The sequence below is a fragment of the Comamonas avium genome, from assembly GCF_014836675.1.
Lineage (GTDB): Bacteria > Pseudomonadota > Gammaproteobacteria > Burkholderiales > Burkholderiaceae_C > Comamonas > Comamonas avium.
Genome location: NZ_JACSQK010000004.1, coordinates 287,132 through 305,287, shown reverse-complemented (window position 1 = coordinate 305,287; position 18,156 = coordinate 287,132). Strand labels below are relative to the sequence as shown.

The 18,156-nt window shown below is 57.0% G+C and carries 16 protein-coding genes; 8 read left to right on the top strand and 8 right to left on the bottom strand.

What is annotated here, in order from left to right:
• Positions 1–100: 100 nt before the first annotated feature.
• From H9646_RS09170 to grpE, 4 genes are all read right to left on the bottom strand, one after another.
• On the bottom strand, positions 101–2,509 hold the full coding sequence (locus H9646_RS09170) for a membrane-bound PQQ-dependent dehydrogenase, glucose/quinate/shikimate family (RefSeq protein WP_191723060.1): 2,409 nt from the start codon (positions 2,507–2,509) through the stop codon (positions 101–103).
• 312 nt (positions 2,510–2,821) lie between these two features.
• A complete protein-coding gene (gene dnaJ, locus H9646_RS09165; RefSeq protein WP_191723059.1) occupies positions 2,822–3,958 on the bottom strand; it encodes a molecular chaperone DnaJ in 1,137 nt (378 codons plus the stop codon).
• Positions 3,959–4,055: 97 nt separating this feature from the next.
• Positions 4,056–6,008 (bottom strand): molecular chaperone DnaK, encoded by a 1,953-nt coding sequence (dnaK, locus tag H9646_RS09160; RefSeq protein ID WP_191723058.1) that lies wholly within the window; start codon positions 6,006–6,008, stop codon positions 4,056–4,058.
• 89 nt (positions 6,009–6,097) lie between these two features.
• Positions 6,098–6,634: a nucleotide exchange factor GrpE gene (gene grpE, locus H9646_RS09155; protein ID WP_370551199.1), complete on the bottom strand. Its 537-nt coding sequence runs from the start codon at positions 6,632–6,634 to the stop codon at positions 6,098–6,100.
• 212 nt (positions 6,635–6,846) lie between these two features.
• Between grpE and rpsF the strand changes: the two genes are divergently transcribed.
• From rpsF to dnaB, 5 genes are all read left to right on the top strand, one after another.
• Positions 6,847–7,209: a 30S ribosomal protein S6 gene (rpsF, locus tag H9646_RS09150; protein ID WP_191723056.1), complete on the top strand. Its 363-nt coding sequence runs from the start codon at positions 6,847–6,849 to the stop codon at positions 7,207–7,209.
• Positions 7,210–7,228: 19 nt separating this feature from the next.
• Positions 7,229–7,519, top strand: coding sequence for a primosomal replication protein N (gene priB, locus H9646_RS09145; RefSeq protein WP_191723055.1), 291 nt, complete (start codon positions 7,229–7,231; stop codon positions 7,517–7,519).
• 18 nt (positions 7,520–7,537) lie between these two features.
• Positions 7,538–7,819: a 30S ribosomal protein S18 gene (rpsR, locus tag H9646_RS09140; protein WP_191723054.1), complete on the top strand. Its 282-nt coding sequence runs from the start codon at positions 7,538–7,540 to the stop codon at positions 7,817–7,819.
• A gap of 12 nt (positions 7,820–7,831) precedes the next feature.
• A complete protein-coding gene (rplI, locus tag H9646_RS09135) occupies positions 7,832–8,284 on the top strand; it encodes a 50S ribosomal protein L9 (protein ID WP_191723053.1) in 453 nt (150 codons plus the stop codon).
• 240 nt (positions 8,285–8,524) lie between these two features.
• The gene (gene dnaB, locus H9646_RS09130) at positions 8,525–9,946 is read left to right on the top strand and encodes a replicative DNA helicase (protein WP_191723052.1); all 1,422 of its coding nucleotides are present in this window, start codon (positions 8,525–8,527) and stop codon (positions 9,944–9,946) included.
• Between the two features lie 285 nt (positions 9,947–10,231).
• Here the strand turns inward: dnaB and H9646_RS09125 are convergent, their stop codons facing one another.
• The 4 genes from H9646_RS09125 to H9646_RS09110 form a co-directional block, all read right to left on the bottom strand.
• Positions 10,232–10,633: a hypothetical protein gene (locus H9646_RS09125; RefSeq protein ID WP_191723051.1), complete on the bottom strand. Its 402-nt coding sequence runs from the start codon at positions 10,631–10,633 to the stop codon at positions 10,232–10,234.
• Positions 10,634–12,499: a PhoH family protein gene (locus tag H9646_RS09120; protein ID WP_191723050.1), complete on the bottom strand. Its 1,866-nt coding sequence runs from the start codon at positions 12,497–12,499 to the stop codon at positions 10,634–10,636.
• A 171-nt stretch (positions 12,500–12,670) separates the two neighbouring features.
• Positions 12,671–13,159 carry a peroxiredoxin gene (locus H9646_RS09115; protein WP_191723049.1) on the bottom strand — a complete coding sequence of 163 codons (489 nt, stop codon included), beginning with the start codon at positions 13,157–13,159 and terminating at the stop codon, positions 12,671–12,673.
• Between the two features lie 135 nt (positions 13,160–13,294).
• Complete coding sequence (locus H9646_RS09110) at positions 13,295–13,663, bottom strand: Mth938-like domain-containing protein (RefSeq protein ID WP_191723048.1); 369 nt, start codon at positions 13,661–13,663, stop codon at positions 13,295–13,297.
• Between the two features lie 170 nt (positions 13,664–13,833).
• On the opposite strand from H9646_RS09110, the gene H9646_RS09105 reads away from it, so the two are divergent.
• The 3 genes from H9646_RS09105 to thrC all read left to right on the top strand — a co-directional run bounded on the left by H9646_RS09105 (position 13,834) and on the right by thrC (position 18,114).
• A complete protein-coding gene (locus tag H9646_RS09105) occupies positions 13,834–15,126 on the top strand; it encodes a pyridoxal phosphate-dependent aminotransferase (RefSeq protein WP_191723047.1) in 1,293 nt (430 codons plus the stop codon).
• 73 nt (positions 15,127–15,199) lie between these two features.
• Complete coding sequence (locus H9646_RS09100) at positions 15,200–16,534, top strand: homoserine dehydrogenase (RefSeq protein ID WP_191723046.1); 1,335 nt, start codon at positions 15,200–15,202, stop codon at positions 16,532–16,534.
• A gap of 155 nt (positions 16,535–16,689) precedes the next feature.
• Positions 16,690–18,114 (top strand): threonine synthase, encoded by a 1,425-nt coding sequence (thrC, locus tag H9646_RS09095; protein ID WP_191723045.1) that lies wholly within the window; start codon positions 16,690–16,692, stop codon positions 18,112–18,114.
• Positions 18,115–18,156: the final 42 nt, after the last annotated feature.

Genomic DNA, 18,156 nt, shown 5'->3' with positions numbered 1-18,156 from the left:
GCGATCAATGACAAAGCAACAGAAAGAGTCCATGCGCTGACCGTTGCTTTGTGACTAGCAAACTAAAAAGGTGGCCTGGGCCACCTTTTGTCGGTCTGCTTTACTTTTTAGGTAAAGCGTAGGCGATCACGTAGTCGCCCTTGTCAGCCGTCATGCGTGCACCACCGGCAGACACCACGACAAACTGGCGACCAGTTTCTGGTGACAGGTACGTCATGGGGGTGGCTTGTGCACCCACGGGCAGACGGCCCTTCCACAGTTCCTTGCCGGACTTGTTGTCAAAAGCACGCAGGTAGTAATCCTGTGTACCTGCAAAGAACGTCAAGCCGCCAGCAGTCGAGAATGGGCCCGACAGCGATGGCATGCCCACAGGCACAGGCAAGCTGGCGCGGATGCCCTTAAGCTTGCTGTCTTCTACGGTGCCGACCGGAACTTGCCAGGCAATGGTCTTGGTGTTCAGGTCAATCGCAGTCAGGTTGCCCCATGATGGCTGGTGGCAAGGCAGACCCAGGAAAGAGTTGAATGCACCACGGATGGCTTGGTAGCCCGTGCCTTCTTGCAGGTGGGTGGCCCACGATGCGTTGGTGATGTCGTTTTCCTTGAGTTCAGCCAGCTTTTGCGCTGCGCCTTCCTGGGGGTGCAGGAAACCGATCTGCGGCATGATCATGTCGTTGACGATCAGCATGCCGGTACGCTTGTCGTAAGTGTGGCCACCCCAGTTAAAGCCACCGTAGTAGCCGGGGTAGATCAGGGTCATCTTGTCGGTCAGCTTGGTGAACGGGCCGTCATACGCCAGTTGCTTGAACTTGATGCGGCAGTACAGCTGGTCGAACATGGTGGCGCCCCACATGTCCTTTTCAGTCATGTCCATCTTGGCCACTTGGGGCATGCCCACCGACCAAGGCTGTGTGGCAGATGCGGGGGCATCGCCAGGCATGACGTTCTGAGGCGCGGCACGCTCTTGTACGCTGGCCAAAGGCTTGCCGTTGGTGCGGTCCAGCAGGAACAGCTGGTGTGTTTTGGTGGCCAGCACCAGGCCTGGAGTGACCCCGCCCTTGTCGTCAGGCACATCTACCAAGGTGGGAGGGGTGCCGTTGTCGTAGTCCCAGGTGTCCATGTGCAGCGTCTGGTAGTTCCAGGCTTCACGGCCAGTTGCGCCCTTCAAGGCCACGACAGTGGTCGCGTACTTGTTCATGGCTTCGGTGCGGTGTGCACCCCAGAAGTCAGGCGTGGCATTGCCCAAAGGCAGGTAAATCAGATCCAGCTTGGCGTCGTAGGCCCCATGCGACCAGAAGTTGGGCGTGCCCTTGGTGTAAGTCTCGCCTTCAGGTGGCAGCTTGGTGATGTCTGCGTTGCCCAGATCCCATGCCCAGTCCAGCGAACCATCTTTGAGGCTGTAGGCACGAACCACGCCAGAAGGCTGTTCAGTCTTTTTGCCGTCCCAGACCCAGCCACCGATGACGACACGCTCGCCAGCCACGAGTGGCTGCGATGTGGGCATGTAGTAGAAATCCTGATATTGGCCCATACCCACACTCAGGTCGGTATAGCCTTTGCCGGTATCGCCAAAACCATCGCAGACTTCACCCGTCTGCGCATCCAGCGCCCACAGGCGTGCGTCTTTGTCGGTGGTGATGATGCGAGCTTCGCACTTGGCCGGTGCCTTGCCTTCAGACTTGGCAGCCTTGAATGCGGGCACTTCGTAGTAAGCCACGCCACGGCAGCGGCTCCACCACTTGTTTTCGCGGGTTTTGGGATCAAACACCCACTTTTCTTCGCCGGTTTCAGCGTTCAGTGCAATGACCTTGTTTTGCGGAGTGCACAGGTAGACCGAGTCACCCACCTGAATGGGGGTGTTCTGGTCTTCGTTGCCACCACCGGTTTGTGCGCCGGTGCGGTAAGTCCAGGCCACTTCCAGCTTGTTGACGTTGCCTGCATTGATCTGGTCAAAGGGGGCAAAGCGGGTGCTGTCAGCGTCACGGCCGTAATGGGTCCAGCTGTTGGCTTCACTTTTGGCATCGGTGACAACGGCAATGTCGTTGACGATCTCAGTGCCCTTGTTGGCCGTGTTCTCAACCACGCCGTGGGGGGTGAAGATGGAGGCCGCGCCTGCAAGCAACACAAGCGCTTGAATGGCCGCGGCAGGCATTGCAATCTTTTTGGAGGCAGGGCGCAGGGCGCGCATCGCCAAGGCTGCAACCAGACCCAGCACCAGCACAGGGGCCAGGCGGGGAACCAGAGCCCAGAAGCTGGTACCAGCTTCAGCCAGCGCCCATATCACGGTGCCAACGACAACGGCCAGATACAGCTGCGCGCCCTGAATCTTGGCGCGGGCTAGCAAAGCACCGGCGACCAACGTTGCAGCGCCCGCCAAAAGGTAATACCAGGAGCCGCCCAGCGAAGCCAGGCGGATACCGCCGACGAGCAGGGCCAGGCCCACCAGAGCCAGGATCACGCCATAAATGCGTGTCCACACTGGCGTGGGAGTAGATGCGTGAGAGGTTGACATATCCATACACAGATTCGGATTGAAGCAAGTCAAATTTTAGGCTGTAACGTTTTTTTCAACTTTTGACTCTTGTGTATGAGTTGAACGCAATATTCTTTTTTTGCTGCTGTCCTTATTTTGCGTTTGAATGCATTTATGTATTCTTGTAAGCTGTTGTTTTATAAATTTAATCCATTATTCTGTAATGGCTGAATGTTCAGTAAAGGCGCTAAAACCTTATAAAGAAAAGGTTGAAGATGCTTCCGTTTTTTCATGTCAGGACATAAAAAAAGCCCTGCATGGCAGGGCTTTGGTGCTTAGGCCGAAGGCGGCTTAGCTGAAAAAGCGCTTGAGCTTGTCGGTCCAGCTTTCTCCGCTGGGCGAATGCTTGCCGCCACCTTTTTTGAGCGATTCTTCCAGCTCACGCAGCAGCTTGCGCTGGTACTCCGTCAGCTTCACGGGTGTTTCCACCACGATGTGGCAGTACAAGTCGCCAGGATAGCTGGAGCGCACACCCTTGATGCCTTTGCCTCGCAAGCGGAATTGTTTGCCCGCTTGTGTGCCTTCAGGAATATCAATGGCCGCTTTGCCCTGCAGCGTGGGAACTTCAATTTCGCCACCCAGCGCCGCAGTGATGAAGCTCACGGGCACCTGACAGTGCAGGTCATCGCCTTCGCGCTCAAAGATGTCGTGCTCTTTGATGCGAATTTCAATGTACAGGTCGCCGGGAGGGCCACCATTCATGCCGGGCTCACCGTTGCCGGTAGAGCGAATGCGCATGCCGTCGTCGATACCGGCAGGGATTTTTACTTCCAGCGTTTTTTGGCGCTTGATCTTGCCTTGGCCGCTGCAAGTGGTGCAGGGTTCGGGAATGATCTTGCCTGTGCCGCGGCAGTGCGGGCAGGTTTGCTGCACACTGAAAAAGCCTTGGCGCATCTGAACCGAGCCCTGGCCACCACAGGTGGTACATGTTTTGGGGCTGGTGCCAGGCTTGGCGCCACTGCCGTGGCAGGTGTCGCACGCATCCCAGCTGGGGATGCGGATTTGCGCATCCTTGCCCTTGGCCGCTTCTTCCAGGGTGATCTCCATGGAATAGCTCAGGTCATTGCCACGGTACACCTGGCGACCGCCGCGCTGGCCGCCACGCTGGCCGCCAAACATGTCGCCAAAAATATCACCAAAGGCTTCGGCAAAGCCGCCGCCCATATCGCCACCACCCATGCCGCCGCGCATATTGGGGTCAACACCTGCATGGCCATACTGGTCATAGGCAGCGCGTTTTTGGCTGTCCGAGAGCATCTCGTAGGCTTCTTTGGCCTCCTTGAATTTCTCTTCAGCTTCTTTGGACTTTTCCCCCTGATTGCGGTCAGGGTGGTGCTTCATAGCCAGCTTGCGGTAGGCTTTTTTAATCTCATCGTCCGAGGCTGTCTTGGAGACGCCGAGGACTTCGTAAAAGTCGCGTTTGGACATTGGTATTTAGTGCCAGTAATAAACAGGAACGCCGCGCAAGACCCCTTTGCAGGGGGCAGCGCGGCGGCAAGCGGTCACGAATGCCGCTGCACCCAAATTACTTCTTCACTTCCTTGACTTCAGCGTCAACGATGTCGTCGTCACTGGAGCCTGCGGGCTTGGACTGGGTTTGTGCAGTCTCTGCACCACCTTCAGCAGCGCCGCCTGCGGCTGCCGCTGCAGCTTGCGATTCGGCATACACCTTCTCGCCCAGCTTCTGGCTGGCAGTCATCAAAGCCGTGGTCTTGGCTTCGATGGCGTCCTTGTCCTCGCCCTTGAGCGCTTCTTCCAGGTCTTTGGCGGCAGCTTCAATCGCTTCCTTCTCGGCAGCGTCCAGCTTGTCGCCGTGCTCACCCAGGCTCTTCTTGACGCTGTGCACCGCGGCTTCACCCTGGTTGCGCGCTTGCACCAGTTCCAGCTTCTTCTTGTCGTCGGCTGCGTTCAGTTCCGCATCCTTGACCATCTGCTGGATTTCCTCTTCCGACAGACCCGAGTTCGCCTTGATGGTGATCTTGTTTTCCTTGCCGGTGCCCTTGTCCTTGGCCGACACATTCAAGATACCGTTGGCATCAATGTCAAAGGCCACTTCAATCTGAGGCACACCGCGAGGAGCGGCAGGAATGCCTTCCAGGTTGAACTCACCGAGCAACTTGTTGCCAGAAGCCATCTCGCGCTCGCCCTGGAATACCTTGATGGTCACGGCAGGCTGGTTGTCTTCAGCGGTCGAGTAGGTCTGTGCGAACTTGGTCGGGATGGTCGTGTTCTTGGCGATCATCTTGGTCATCACGCCACCCAGGGTTTCAATGCCCAGAGACAGCGGTGTCACGTCCAGCAGCAGCACGTCGGTGCGGTCACCGCCCAGAACCTGACCTTGAACGGCAGCGCCTACGGCCACGGCTTCGTCAGGGTTGACGTCCTTGCGGGGTTCCTTGCCAAAGAATTCCTTGACCTTTTCCTGCACCTTGGGCATGCGGCTCATACCGCCAACCAAGATGACGTCCTGAATGTCAGACACGGAGATGCCTGCGTCCTTGATGGCCGTGCGGCAAGGCGCAATCGTGCGCTCGATCAGGTCTTCCACCAAAGCTTCCAGCTTGGAGCGTGTCAGCTTGATGTTCAGGTGCTTGGGGCCCGATGCGTCAGCAGTGATGTAGGGCAAGTTGATGTCGGTCTGTGCAGAGTTCGACAGTTCAATCTTGGCCTTTTCTGCCGCTTCCTTCAGGCGCTGCAGAGCCAGCACGTCTTTGCCCAGATCCACGCCTTGCTCTTTCTTGAACTCGGCAATGATGTAGTCGATGATGCGCTGGTCGAAGTCTTCGCCGCCCAGGAACGTGTCACCGTTGGTCGACAGCACTTCGAACTGCTTTTCGCCGTCCACGTCAGCAATGTCGATGATGGATACGTCAAACGTACCGCCACCCAGGTCATACACGGCAATCTTGCGGTCCTGACCCTTTTCAACCTTGTCCAGGCCAAAAGCCAGTGCAGCAGCAGTGGGTTCGTTGATGATGCGCTTGACGTCCAGGCCAGCAATACGGCCAGCGTCCTTGGTGGCTTGGCGCTGAGCGTCATTGAAGTACGCAGGCACGGTAATCACGGCCTCGGTCACTTCTTCGCCCAGGAAGTCTTCGGCGGTCTTCTTCATCTTGCGCAGCACTTCTGCGGAGATTTGAGGAGGTGCCAGCTTTTGGCCGCGCACTTCTACCCAGGCGTCGCCGTTGTCAGCCTTGGTGATGGTGAAAGGCATCAGGTCGATGTCTTTTTGTACTTCCTTTTCGTCGAACTTGCGTCCGATCAGGCGCTTGGCCGCGTAGATGGTGTTCTTGGGGTTGGTTACAGCCTGGCGCTTGGCAGAAGCGCCCACCAGGATTTCTCCATCTTCTTGGTACGCAATGATCGAAGGCGTAGTGCGTGCACCTTCGCTGTTTTCAATCACGCGTGTTGTGTTGCCTTCCATGATGGCGACACAGCTGTTGGTTGTACCCAAGTCAATACCAATGATTTTTCCCATTTGAATTCTCCGAATAATGTTTGTTTGATTGGCTTGTAAGTCAGGGTGTTTATTAGAGTTTCAAGCCAAGTGGTCGATATTTTTTAGATTTACTTTGGTGCCGCAACGGTCACCAGGGCCGGGCGCAATACACGGTCAGCAATCAGGTAACCCTTTTGCAGCACGGAAACGATGGTGTTCGCCTCTTGCTCGGCAGGCACCACAGCAATGGCCTGGTGCTGGTGCGGATCGAACTTGTCGTTGGCAGCAGGGTTGACGATGATCACCTTGTTGCGCTCCAGGGCATGTTGCAGCTGGCGCAATGTGGCGTCAGAGCCTTCACGCAACTGCTCGGCAGTGGCGTTCTGGATGGCCAGGGCTGCGTCCAGGCTGTCGCAGACGGGCAGCAGACTTTCGGCAAAGTTTTCGATGCCGAATTTGCGAGCCTTGCTGACTTCTTCCTCCGCACGACGGCGCATGTTTTCCGTGTCTGCCTTGGCGCGCAGATACTGGTCTGCCATCTCGGCGTTCTTGGCCTTGAGCTCGTTCAACTCGTTTTGCAAGCGAGAGATTTCGTCGGCCACATTAGCGGCCATTGCAGCTTCGACTTCTTCGGGCGAAGCGTCGATAGGGGCTGCGTGGGGCATATTTGTTTGTTCTGTCATGTGGATAGCGTCTCTAAAGAATGAACCTTGCCAGTTCACATGGGGGCAGCTTGGCCCCTTTCAAGGGCTGTCTTGATAAGGGTTATTGCAGAGCCCAGAGTGTACAGGGCCTGAGGGAGTGTCTATAATCTTGCGTTTTGCCTTGCTCCACCGCTACAGGCGCAGCGGGGGGCCTAACCCAAAAGGGAGTTTTCATGCGTCATTACGAAATCATTTTGTTGATCCATCCGGATCAAAGCGAGCAAGTTCCAGCCATGCTGGAGCGCTACAAGGGCATGATCACCGCCGGCGGTGGTGCAGTGCACCGTGAAGAAGACTGGGGCCGTCGTCAGCTGGCTTACATGATCAACAAGCTCGCCAAGGCTCACTACATCTGCCTGAACATCGAAGCCGACCAGGCTGTGATGGCTGAACTGGAACACGCGTTCAAGTTCAACGATGCAGTGCTGCGTCACCTGACAGTTCAAAAGAAGAAGGCTGACACTACACCTTCTTCCATGATGAAGACTGTCGAGCGTGAAGAAGCCCGCAAGGCCAACCAAGCTGCTGAAGCCTAATTCATAGACTTCGCTTGGAGTGGAAAACCACGTTGTCCTGACTGCCTGTATCGAAGAGCTTCAACCCTTGAGATACACGCCCGCTGGACTGCCTGCCTTGGATTTGCGCCTCGTGCACGAATCCTCCCAAACGGAAGCAGGTAGCTCACGCAAAGTCTCGGCAGCTGTGAAAGCGGTGGCATTTGGTGCGTTGGCTGAGCGTTTAGCCCGCCAGGCACCAGGAAGCACTTGGACGTTCCAAGGTTTTCTGGCCACACCGCGTAACAGCAAAACCGTGGTGCTGCACATCCAGGATGTTCAACAAAATTAATTTTCAAGAGGTCCAGCAATGGCCACGTTCAAGAAATTCAACAAAGACAAGCGCCCAAAGCGCAACACCCAGTCGCTGCTGTTCAAGCGCAAGCGTTTCTGCCGCTTCACAGTCGCTAACGTTGTCGAAATCGACTACAAGGATGTTGACACTCTGCGTGACTTCATCGCCGAAAACGGCAAGATCATCCCCGCACGCCTGACCGGCACGCGCGCCATTTACCAGCGTCAGCTGAACACTGCCATCAAGCGTGCTCGCTTCCTGGCCATGCTGCCGTACACCGACCAGCACAAGATCTAAGGAGCCACAACCATGCAAATTATCCTGCTCGAAAAGGTTGTGAACCTGGGTAACCTGGGCGATATCGTCAAGGTTAAGGACGGCTACGCACGTAACTTCTTGATCCCTTCGGGTCAAGCACGTCGTGCTACTGCAACTGCCAAGGCTGAGTTCGAAGCCAAGCGTGCTGAACTGGAAAAGGCTGCTGCTGCCAAGTTGGCAGAAGCCCAGGCTGAAGGCGCTAAGCTGAACGGTCTGACCCTGAAGCTGTCGCAAAAAGCTGGTGTGGATGGCCGTCTGTTTGGTTCCGTGACCAATGCTGACATCGCTGAAGCTCTGAAGGCTCAAGGCTTCACAGTGTCCAAGGCACAAGTGCGCATGCCTAACGGTCCTATCAAGACTGTGTCTGCTTCCACCGTGGAAGTGGCTCTGCACACTGACGTTGTGATCGAAGTGTCTGTGGAAGTGGCTGGCGAAGCTGCCTAAGCCCTTCTCGGAAAATTTCCGACACCCCAAAAGCCGCCTTAGGGCGGCTTTTGTGTTTTATGCATAAAAACAGGCTCTATCGTTCTTTGAGTCTGTGCTTTTAGCTCTTTTTATTGAAGCAACATAAGGCCTCAAGCCTGTGTTGCGATGCCCTTGCTGGCGGCTGGCTGCGTGCATCTATGGATGACGGCGTGCAGCGACGACGCTACGATCATGGGCTTGTCTTTTTGTAGGTCGACCATGTCTTCAGTGATGCCTCCGTTGGATGATGATGTTTTTGGCATGCCCGCTGCGCAAGATCAGCAGGTTGCCAATCTGCGTTTGCCGCAGTACTCCATGGAGTCGGAATCCAGCGTGCTGGGTGGGTTGTTGATGGACAACAACGCCTGGGACCGTGTGGGGGATTTGCTCACTGACCGGGATTTTTATCGCCACGAACACCAGTTGATCTACACCGCGATTGGCAAGCTGATCAACGAAAGCAAGCCGGCTGACGTGATCACGGTGTTTGAGCATTTGCAGGGCATGGGCAAGGCGGACGAGGTAGGGGGCATTCTTTACCTGAATCAGCTGGCGCAGTACGTACCCAGTGCGACCAACATTCGCCGGTATGCGGAAATCGTGCGCGAGAAGGGCATCTTGCGCAAGCTGCTGACGGTGAGCGATGAAATCGCCACCAATGCGCTGAACCCGCAGGGGCGCCCGGTGGAGCGCATCCTGGACGAGGCCGAGCAAAAAATCTTTGCCATTGGCGAAGAAGGCTCGCGCATGAAGCAGGGTTTCCAGAGCATGGACACCCTGGTGGGGGACTTGCTGGACCGCGTGCAAGAGATGGCTGACAACCCCATGGATGTGACGGGCGTGCCCACTGGCTTTGCCGATCTGGATCGCATGACATCGGGCCTGCAGGCGGGTGACCTGGTGGTGCTGGCGGCGCGACCTTCCATGGGCAAGACCTCGTTTGCGGTGAATATTGCCGAGCACGTGGCGCTCAACGAAGGCCTGCCAGTCGCCATCTTCTCGATGGAAATGGGTGCCGCCCAGCTGGCGGTTCGTATCGTGGGCTCGATCGGGCGTGTCAATCAGGCGAACCTGCGTACCGGCAAGCTGGAGCACGATGAGTGGGCCCGCCTGACCGAAGCTGTGGAGAAGCTCAGCCAGATTTCGCTGCACATTGATGAAACCCCGGGTCTGACACCGTCAGAGCTGCGGGCCAATGCACGCCGTCTGTCGCGCACCTGCGGCAAGCTAGGCTTGATTGTGGTCGACTACTTGCAGTTGATGAGTGGCTCCAGCGGCGGTGGCGGTGACAACCGTGCCACCGAACTGGGTGAAATTTCCCGGGGCTTGAAGATGCTGGCCAAGGAGCTGCAGTGCCCAGTGATTGCACTGTCGCAGCTCAATCGCTCGGTGGAGCAGCGCACCGACAAGCGACCCATGATGTCCGACTTGCGCGAATCAGGCGCTATCGAGCAGGATGCCGACATCATCATGTTCATCTATCGCGACGACTACTACAACAAAGACTCCAAAGAGCCCAATGTGGCCGAAGTCATCATCGGCAAGCAGCGTAATGGCCCCACAGGCTCGGTCAAGCTGTACTTCCAGAAGAACCAGACACGCTTTGAAAACCTGGCCATGGGCGCGGGCGACGATTACTAACACTGCCCAGGCGGCGGTGGATATGCCGTGCCGGGCTTTGTTGCACCGTTGCCCAGGGGTGGGCTTCGTGTCTAGTCGCCAAGGTGTTCCTGTGGGGGGGCAGGTCGGTGGTGTTTGCTGCGCACAGATCTGAGTGCGAAAAAGAAAAAAGGCCTTGTCTGCATGACAAGGCCTTTTTTGTTTAGTGATTTTAAAGTGAGCTGCTAACGCTTGCTGTTCATAGATTTCAGATAATTTTGTATCTGAAATCGTTGCTGCACTTGCGTTGGTAGCTTCTTTTTTTATTTACATGCGAATAACGGCAATCAGCAAACCCACCACCAAAACGCTGAGAATGCCGCAGGCCCATGCCAGGCGTGTGGCACCCGTGCGCAGCAAGCCCACGGTCTTGACGATTTGCGCCTGCTGCTCGGCCATCTTTTCCAGCACCAGGGCAGAGGCGCGTTGCGCATTCTCCAGCTGCTGGATGCGTGCCTCCAGCTGTGCTACCTGCTGCAGCGCCAGCTCACCGGCGCTGCCCGGCAGGGCTTGTGCGTTCGGTGCAGGCGTTGTGGCGTGAATGTAGGCGGCTTCCTCTTCAGGGCTCTTTTTCATCAGGCCCTTGGCGGCCTTGAGCACTGAGGGTGCCGCTTGAATGACATCCCCCCAGGGCACCAGTTTGAGGGCAGTAACCCAGCTGATCGCCATTTACAGCACCTCGCTGGCAAAGTCAGCCAGACGCGAACGCTCGCCGCGTGCCAGCTGGATATGGCCGCCATGCTGCCAGCCCTTGAAGCGGTCCACCGCAAACGTCAAACCTGAGCTGCCTTCCGTCAGATACGGCGTATCGATCTGTGCCAGGTTGCCCATGCAGATGATCTTGGTGCCCGGGCCCGCGCGTGTGATGAGTGTCTTCATCTGTTTGGGTGTCAAGTTCTGCGCTTCATCGATGATGACGTACTTGTTCAAGAACGTACGGCCTCGCATGAAGTTCATGCTCTTGATTTTGATGCGGCTGCGAATCAGCTCATTGGTGGCTGAGCGGCCCCATTCACCGGGGTTGCCGCCGTCGCCCTTGGCCAGAAACTCCAGGTTGTCATCCAGCGCGCCCATCCAGGGCCCCATCTTCTCTTCTTCCGTGCCGGGCAGAAAGCCGATGTCTTCGCCCACACTGACGGTGGCCCGGGTCATGATGATTTCGGTGTAGCGGCGCTCGTCCAGTACCTGAGACAGACCGGCAGCCAGGGCCATCAAGGTCTTGCCAGTGCCGGCGGTGCCTGTCAGCGTGACAAAGTCCACATCAGGGTCCATCAGCAGGTTCAGGGCAAAGTTCTGTTCGCGGTTGCGTGCACTCACCCCCCACACGCTGTGCTTGCTGCTGCTGTAGTCGCGCAGCGTCTCCAGTACCACGGTGGTATCGCGGATTTCGGCAACACGTGCGTGCAGGCTGGTCTCGCTGGGCGCTTCAAAATAGACATACTGGTTCACCAGCATCTGGTTGGTGATGGCGCCGCTCAAGCGGTAGAAGCTGCGGCCAGCCTCTTGCCAGCTTTCAACATTCTTGGCCTTGCGCCAAAAATCTGCGGGCAATGCCAGGCTGCCGGTGTACAGCAGGTCGCCATCGTCCAGCGTCTTGTCGTTGCGGTAGTCCTCGGCAGGCAAACCCAGAGCGCGCGCCTTGACGCGCATATTGATGTCTTTGGACACCAAAATCACTTCTTGCTGGTTTTTCTTGGCTTCGCGCAGCGCCTGCACCACGCCCAGAATCTGGTTGTCAGCCTTGCCTTGCGGCAAGCTGGAGGGCAATTTGTAGTCCAGTGGCACGGTCTGGAAAAACAAATGACCCGTCGCGCCCTTGTGTCCACTGGCATCCAAGCGCAAACCTGCAGCCAGATCAGCTTCTTGCTGGGCATCAACCAGGGCATCCAGCGTGCGGCTGACTTGACGGCCATTGCGGGCCACTTCGGTCATGCCGCGCTTGTGAGCATCCAACTCTTCCAGAACCACCATAGGCAGGAAGATGTCGTGCTCTTGAAAGCGGAAGATGCTGGTGGGGTCGTGCAGCAGCACATTGGTGTCCAGCACAAACAGGCACGACTGGGCGCTGCGTTTTTTACTGCTGCGCACTGGCGCCGCTGTTGGTGTTGCGGCAGGAGTGGTGGCGGCAGATGCTTTGCGCGCGTGTTTAGGCGCTGCAGGTGCTGTGGCTGCAGGCAACTGAGTTGCTGCGACAGCCGCAACAGGAGCGGGTGCTGCTGGTTGCTGGCGTGCGGTTTTGGGCAGAGGCTGGGGTGCGCTGGCCTGAACCGCAGCGCGTTGACGGGCCAGACTTTGGGCTGCTGCCGTGGTTGCGGCACTGGCCAACGGTGCAGCGCTTGTCTTCTTGTTGCTGCGTGAGGCTTTTGGGGTGCTGGTATCGACCATGGAGGCGCTGCTGATTGCAACGGGCTCATCGTCCAGCTCAATCACAGGTGGCTTGGCTGCGGCGGCGCGCTTGCTGGCGCGGGCGGTCACATCAAAAGCTTCTTTGGCAACGCGTGCAGCACGCTTGGTGGGGGCTGGAGGCAGTGGCATACGTGATTCAGTCCTTGTTTTTAGGGCTGTAAAAAACACAAAGCCGCTGGGCACAGGCCCGAGCGGCTTTGGAGATAAGAATTGCAATGCTGGGTGAAAACGCGCAAAGGCATGCGGCCCATTATGCATGTCTTGGTGCGCGCCAAGGAGGCGGCACCAAGTGTGTGGGGTTTAAGCTGCCTTCTTGGCTGCAGCCTTCAGGCCCTTGACGGCCTTGAGTACTTCGTCCACGTGACCGGGTACTTTCAGACCACGCCACTCCTGGGCCAAAAGACCATTGGTGTCGACCAGGAAAGTTGAGCGCTCAATGCCCTTGACCTTCTTGCCGTACATGATCTTGTTCTTGACTACGCCAAACATGTGGCACATCTTTTCTTCGGTGTCTGCGATCAGCTCAAACGGCAACTCGAGCTTGGTCTTGAAGTCGTTGTGCGAGTTCATGTTGTCGCGAGAAACGCCGAACACCACAGCGCCTGCCTTTTCGAAGTCCTTGAACTTGTCACGGAACTGCATGGCTTCGGTAGTGCATCCAGGGGTGTTGTCCTTCGGGTAGAAGTACAAGATCAGAATCTGGCCTGTATGCGAGGTGTTGGATACCTTCACGCCACCTGTAGCATTGGCTTCAAATTCGGGAAGGGCTTTATTGACAACGATCGCCATGCGCTTTTATCTCTCGGGAGTAGTCGTTGGAATGCCGAGGGGTGTAGGAGTATTGCTTTTATGGATAAGTACGCCCCCGACCGCAACCTGAGATTTTACCCTGAAACGTAAAATTTGACGACCCCCATGCGGATATTACTCCAACATGAGTGCGGCTATCACGATGCGGCCTTCTCCTGCCAAAACGTTGTAAGTGCGGCAGGCTGCATGGGTATCCATGGTTTCCAGGCCTATGCGCTTTTGCATCAGGGGCTGCAGCCATGAGGGGTGAACAAAGCGCAATTTGCTGCCGCTGCCAAAGATGATGAGCTCTGCATTCAACTGCGCAAGCTCTGCAAAGTGCTCGGCCGTGAGCGACTCGAAATTGGCACAGTTCCAGGGGCGCAGAAAGCCGGTGGAGCCCACCAGCAGATTGCCTTTGTGCTCTTGCTTGTTGATCGTTATCCAGCCCGGGCCATAAGCGGTCACCATTTGAACGTCAGAGGGATCAGCGTGGAGTTTCATGGGGCTTGTTCCTTGTGCTTGAACTACCCCGCAGCGATGGCTCTGAATACCAGCAGCATGGCACCGTATTATGCGGGGAGGGCGTGGGCCCGAAGTGTGGTCAAATTATAGGTTTCACCGAGGCGCGGGCGTGCCTTGGCGCTGTTAAAGCATATAGGTGGCATATTTCCATGAAGACTGTCCAAAAATCTGCAAAGCTGGCAAACGTTTGTTATGACATTCGAGGGCCGATCATGGATGCGGCCAAACAGATGGAAGAAGACGGGCACAAAATTATCAAGCTGAACATTGGTAATTTGGCCGTGTTCGGTTTTGATGCGCCAGAAGAAATCCAGCAGGACATGATTCGCAACCTGCCCAACTCGGCCGGTTATACGGACAGCAAAGGTATTTTTGCCGCACGCAAGGCTGTCATGCATGAAACCCAGCACCAGGGCATCAAAGGCGTGACGCTGGATGATATTTACCTGGGCAATGGGGCCTCTGAGCTGATCAGCATGGCCACCAATGCCTTGCTGGACAACGGCGATGAAATGCTGCTGCCTGCACCCGATTACCCACTGTGGACGGCGGCTACCAGCCTGTCGGGCGGCACTCCTGTGCATTACATGTGCGATGAAGCCAATGGCTGGATGCCCAGCATGGCAGATATCCGCGCCAAGATCACACCCCGCACCAAGGGCATTGTGGTGATCAACCCCAATAACCCCACGGGTGCGCTGTATTCCACCGAGTTGCTGCTTGAGATTGTGGCGCTGGCGCGTGAGCACGGGCTGGTGATTTTTGCCGACGAGGTCTATGACAAGGTTTTGTATGACGGCGCCAAGCACACCCCGCTGGCCAGCTTGTCGCAAGACGTGCTGACGCTGACCTTCAACTCCCTGTCCAAGGCCTACCGCAGCTGCGGCTACCGTGCAGGCTGGATGGTGGTCTCGGGTGACAAGAAGCCTGCCAAGGACTACATCGAGGGCCTGAACATGCTCTCCAACATGCGTCTGTGCGCCAACGTGCCCGGTCAGTGGGCTGTGCAGACGGCACTGGGCGGTCACCAGAGTATTGACGACTTGGTGTGCGAAGGCGGCCGCCTGCGCGTGCAGCGTGACCTGGCGTGGGAGTTGATCAACGCGATTCCCGGGGTGAGCTGCGTGAAGCCACAGGGCGCGCTGTACATGTTCCCGCGGCTGGACCCTGAGATTTATCCGATCAAGAACGACCAGGAGTTTTTCCTGGAAGTACTGCAGGAAACCAAGGTCATGCTGGTGCAGGGCACCGGCTTTAACTGGCCCAATCCAGACCACTTTCGCATTGTGTTCCTGCCGCATGAGGCCGATCTGCGCGAGGCGATCAATCGCCTGGCCGCCTTCTTGGCCAAATACCGCCAGCGTCACGACACCGACAAGCTGGTGGTCAGTGCAACAGCAGCGGCAAGCAAAGGCAAAGCCAAACTGCAAGTGGCTGCCTAAATTTTTCTGATAGCTGTAAGCGCAGACTCCATAAGCGCTACAGCCCTTTTTGACGTACAAGCGTAAGAGACTTATGAAACCGATCCAAGTAGGCCTTCTGGGCATTGGCACCGTAGGCAGTGGCACTTTCAACGTGCTGCAGCGCAACCAGGAAGAGATCCGCCGCCGTGCGGGTCGCGGCATTGAGATTGCCATGGTGGCCGACTTGGACACGACGCGCGCCAAGCAAGTCGTGGGTGATGCTGTCAAAGTGGTGGGCGACGCCCGTGAAGTCATTGCCAACCCTGAAATTGACGTGGTAGTGGAGCTCATTGGTGGCTATGGCATTGCCAAGGCACTGGTGCTGGAAGCAATTGCCGCTGGCAAGCACGTGGTAACGGCCAACAAGGCGCTGCTGGCCGTACACGGCACAGAAATTTTCAAGGCTGCGGCCGACAAGGGTGTGATCGTGGCCTACGAAGCGGCTGTGGCCGGTGGCATTCCGATCATCAAGGCGCTGCGCGAAGGCTTGACTGCCAATTCCATCCAGTGGGTGGCTGGCATCATCAACGGCACAACCAACTTCATCCTGTCCGAAATGCGTGACAAGGGTCTGGACTTTGACGTGGTGCTCAAGGAAGCACAGCGTCTGGGCTACGCCGAAGCGGACCCCACCTTCGACATCGAAGGGGTCGATGCAGCGCACAAGGTCACGCTGATGAGCGCCATTGCCTTTGGCATTCCGGTGCAGTTTGACAAGGCTTACGTGGAAGGCATCACCAAGCTGGCTGGTGCAGACATCAAGTACGCCGAGCAACTGGGCTATCGCATCAAGCTGCTGGGCATCACCAAGCGCACCGACAAGGGGGTTGAGCTGCGTGTTCACCCTTCGCTGATTCCAGCCAAGCGCCTGATCGCCAATGTTGAAGGCGCGATGAACGCTGTGGTGGTCAATGGTGATGCTGTGGGCACCACGCTGTACTACGGCAAGGGCGCGGGCTCCGAGCCCACGGCCTCGGCCGTGATTGCGGACTTGGTGGATATTGCCCGCCTGCACGGTGCTGATCCAGCCTACAGCGTGCCTGCACTGGCTTTCCAGAGCCATACCTTGGCCGCTGCTGGCCACGAACTGCCTGTGCTGGCAATGGCCGATGTGGTGACCAGCTATTACCTGCGTATCCGCGTGGCGGACGAGGCCGGTGTACTGGCCAAAATCACAACGCTGCTGGCAAATGCCGGTATCAGCATTGATGCTGTGATTCAGCGCGAAGCCGATGAAGTCGGTGGTGAGGGCTCAACCCAGACGGATCTGATCATCTTGACGCATGACACCCGTGAAGGCGATATGGACAAGGCACTGGCGGAGATCCAGGCGTTGTCCACGGTGCTGACACCCATCACGCGGATTCGCAAAGAAGAGTTGAACTGATTGCACCCCCTGAGCGGCTTTGCCGCTTCACCCCTCTCTCGCTGTGCGCGAGGGGGACGACATCAGCGCTGTGGGGCAGCCCTTGCGCGGTGTCTTTGAGTTGCAGCGCGCCGGTTTCATGTGCAGCGCTTTGTGGCAACTGACAAGGAATTTTTATGTTGTATTTGTCCACCCGTGGTCATGCAGACCGCAAACGCTTTTGCGACATCTTGCTCGAAGGACTGGCCCCTGATGGTGGCCTGTACCTGCCTGTCGAGTACCCCCAGATCAACGATGCCAAACTGACCCAGTTGCGCGAAGTTCTGGCCTCTCAAGGCTACGCTGCGCTGGCGTTTGAAATTCTGTCGCTGTACATCGACGATATTCCCGCTGATGATCTGCGTGCGCTGTGCGCCAAGACGTACACCGAAGAAGTGTTTGGCACGAAAGCCATCGTGCCTGTGCGCACGCTCGACGGTAATTTGCTGATTGAAGCCCTGTCCAATGGCCCCACGCTGGCCTTCAAGGACATGGCGATGCAACTGCTGGGCAACCTGTTTGAATACGAGCTGGCTCGCCGTGGCGCAGAACTGAACATTCTGGGTGCCACCAGCGGTGACACCGGCAGCGCGGCGGAATACGCCATGCGCGGCAAAAAGGGTGTACGCGTGTTCATGACCAGCCCGAACGGGCGCATGAGCCCCTTCCAGCAGGCACAAATGTTCAGTCTGCAGGATGAAAACATCCACAACATCGCTATTGAAGGCGTGTTTGATGACTGCCAGGACATCGTCAAGGCGGTGAGCAACGACCACGCTTTCAAGGCCGAGTATAAGATTGGTACCGTCAACTCCATCAACTGGGCGCGGCTGCTGGCCCAGGTGGTGTATTACTTCGCCGGCTATCTGCAAGCCACCTCGCGCAACGAAGAAAAGGTGAGCTTTACCGTGCCCAGCGGTAACTTTGGCAATATCTGCGCAGGCCATGTGGCGCGCCAGATGGGCCTGCCAATTGCCAAGCTGGTGGTGGCCACCAATGAAAATGATGTGCTGGACGAGTTCTTCCGCACAGGCGTCTACCAGGTGCGTGGCGCAGCCCATACCTACGAGACGTCCAGCCCTTCGATGGACATCTCCAAGGCGAGCAACTTTGAGCGCTTTGTATTTGATCTGGTGGGCCGCGATGGCCAGCGCACCAAGCTGCTGTTTACGCAAGGTGTGGGCCAGCAAGGCAAGTTTGATTTAAGCGCGGACGTCTGCTTTCAGGACGCGGCCACCAAGTACGGCTTTGTCAGCGGAAAAAGCACACACGCAGACCGTCTGGCAACCATCAAAGACACGTTTGAACGCTTTGGCCAGATGATCGACACGCACACCGCCGACGGCGTGAAGGTGGCGCGCGAGCACTTGCGTGCAGAGCCCATGATCGTGCTGGAAACCGCCTTGCCCATCAAGTTTGCGGCCACGATTGAAGAAGCGCTGAACCGCCAGCCCGAGCGCCCGGCCAAGTTTGAAGGCATTGAAGATTTGCCCAAGCGTGTGGTCGTAATGGCATCGGATGTAGAGCAGGTCAAGGCCTATATTCAAAAGCACTGCGACTAACGCGCCGCCTCTGGTTGATGGGTGAAATTGGCAATCGGCGCT

What these genes read in the sequence shown, in the direction of transcription:
- H9646_RS09170 (WP_191723060.1), bottom strand. Translation starts at nt 2,509, where the DNA reads ATGTCAACCTCTCACGCATCTACTCCCACGCCAGTGTGGACACGCATT.
- dnaJ (WP_191723059.1), bottom strand. Translation starts at nt 3,958, where the DNA reads ATGTCCAAACGCGACTTTTACGAAGTCCTCGGCGTCTCCAAGACAGCC.
- dnaK (WP_191723058.1), bottom strand. Translation starts at nt 6,008, where the DNA reads ATGGGAAAAATCATTGGTATTGACTTGGGTACAACCAACAGCTGTGTC.
- grpE (WP_370551199.1), bottom strand. Translation starts at nt 6,634, where the DNA reads ATGCCCCACGCAGCCCCTATCGACGCTTCGCCCGAAGAAGTCGAAGCT.
- rpsF (WP_191723056.1), top strand. Translation starts at nt 6,847, where the DNA reads ATGCGTCATTACGAAATCATTTTGTTGATCCATCCGGATCAAAGCGAG.
- rpsR (WP_191723054.1), top strand. Translation starts at nt 7,538, where the DNA reads ATGGCCACGTTCAAGAAATTCAACAAAGACAAGCGCCCAAAGCGCAAC.
- rplI (WP_191723053.1), top strand. Translation starts at nt 7,832, where the DNA reads ATGCAAATTATCCTGCTCGAAAAGGTTGTGAACCTGGGTAACCTGGGC.
- dnaB (WP_191723052.1), top strand. Translation starts at nt 8,525, where the DNA reads ATGTCTTCAGTGATGCCTCCGTTGGATGATGATGTTTTTGGCATGCCC.
- H9646_RS09125 (WP_191723051.1), bottom strand. Translation starts at nt 10,633, where the DNA reads ATGGCGATCAGCTGGGTTACTGCCCTCAAACTGGTGCCCTGGGGGGAT.
- H9646_RS09120 (WP_191723050.1), bottom strand. Translation starts at nt 12,499, where the DNA reads ATGCCACTGCCTCCAGCCCCCACCAAGCGTGCTGCACGCGTTGCCAAA.
- H9646_RS09115 (WP_191723049.1), bottom strand. Translation starts at nt 13,159, where the DNA reads ATGGCGATCGTTGTCAATAAAGCCCTTCCCGAATTTGAAGCCAATGCT.
- H9646_RS09110 (WP_191723048.1), bottom strand. Translation starts at nt 13,663, where the DNA reads ATGAAACTCCACGCTGATCCCTCTGACGTTCAAATGGTGACCGCTTAT.
- H9646_RS09105 (WP_191723047.1), top strand. Translation starts at nt 13,834, where the DNA reads ATGAAGACTGTCCAAAAATCTGCAAAGCTGGCAAACGTTTGTTATGAC.
- H9646_RS09100 (WP_191723046.1), top strand. Translation starts at nt 15,200, where the DNA reads ATGAAACCGATCCAAGTAGGCCTTCTGGGCATTGGCACCGTAGGCAGT.
- thrC (WP_191723045.1), top strand. Translation starts at nt 16,690, where the DNA reads ATGTTGTATTTGTCCACCCGTGGTCATGCAGACCGCAAACGCTTTTGC.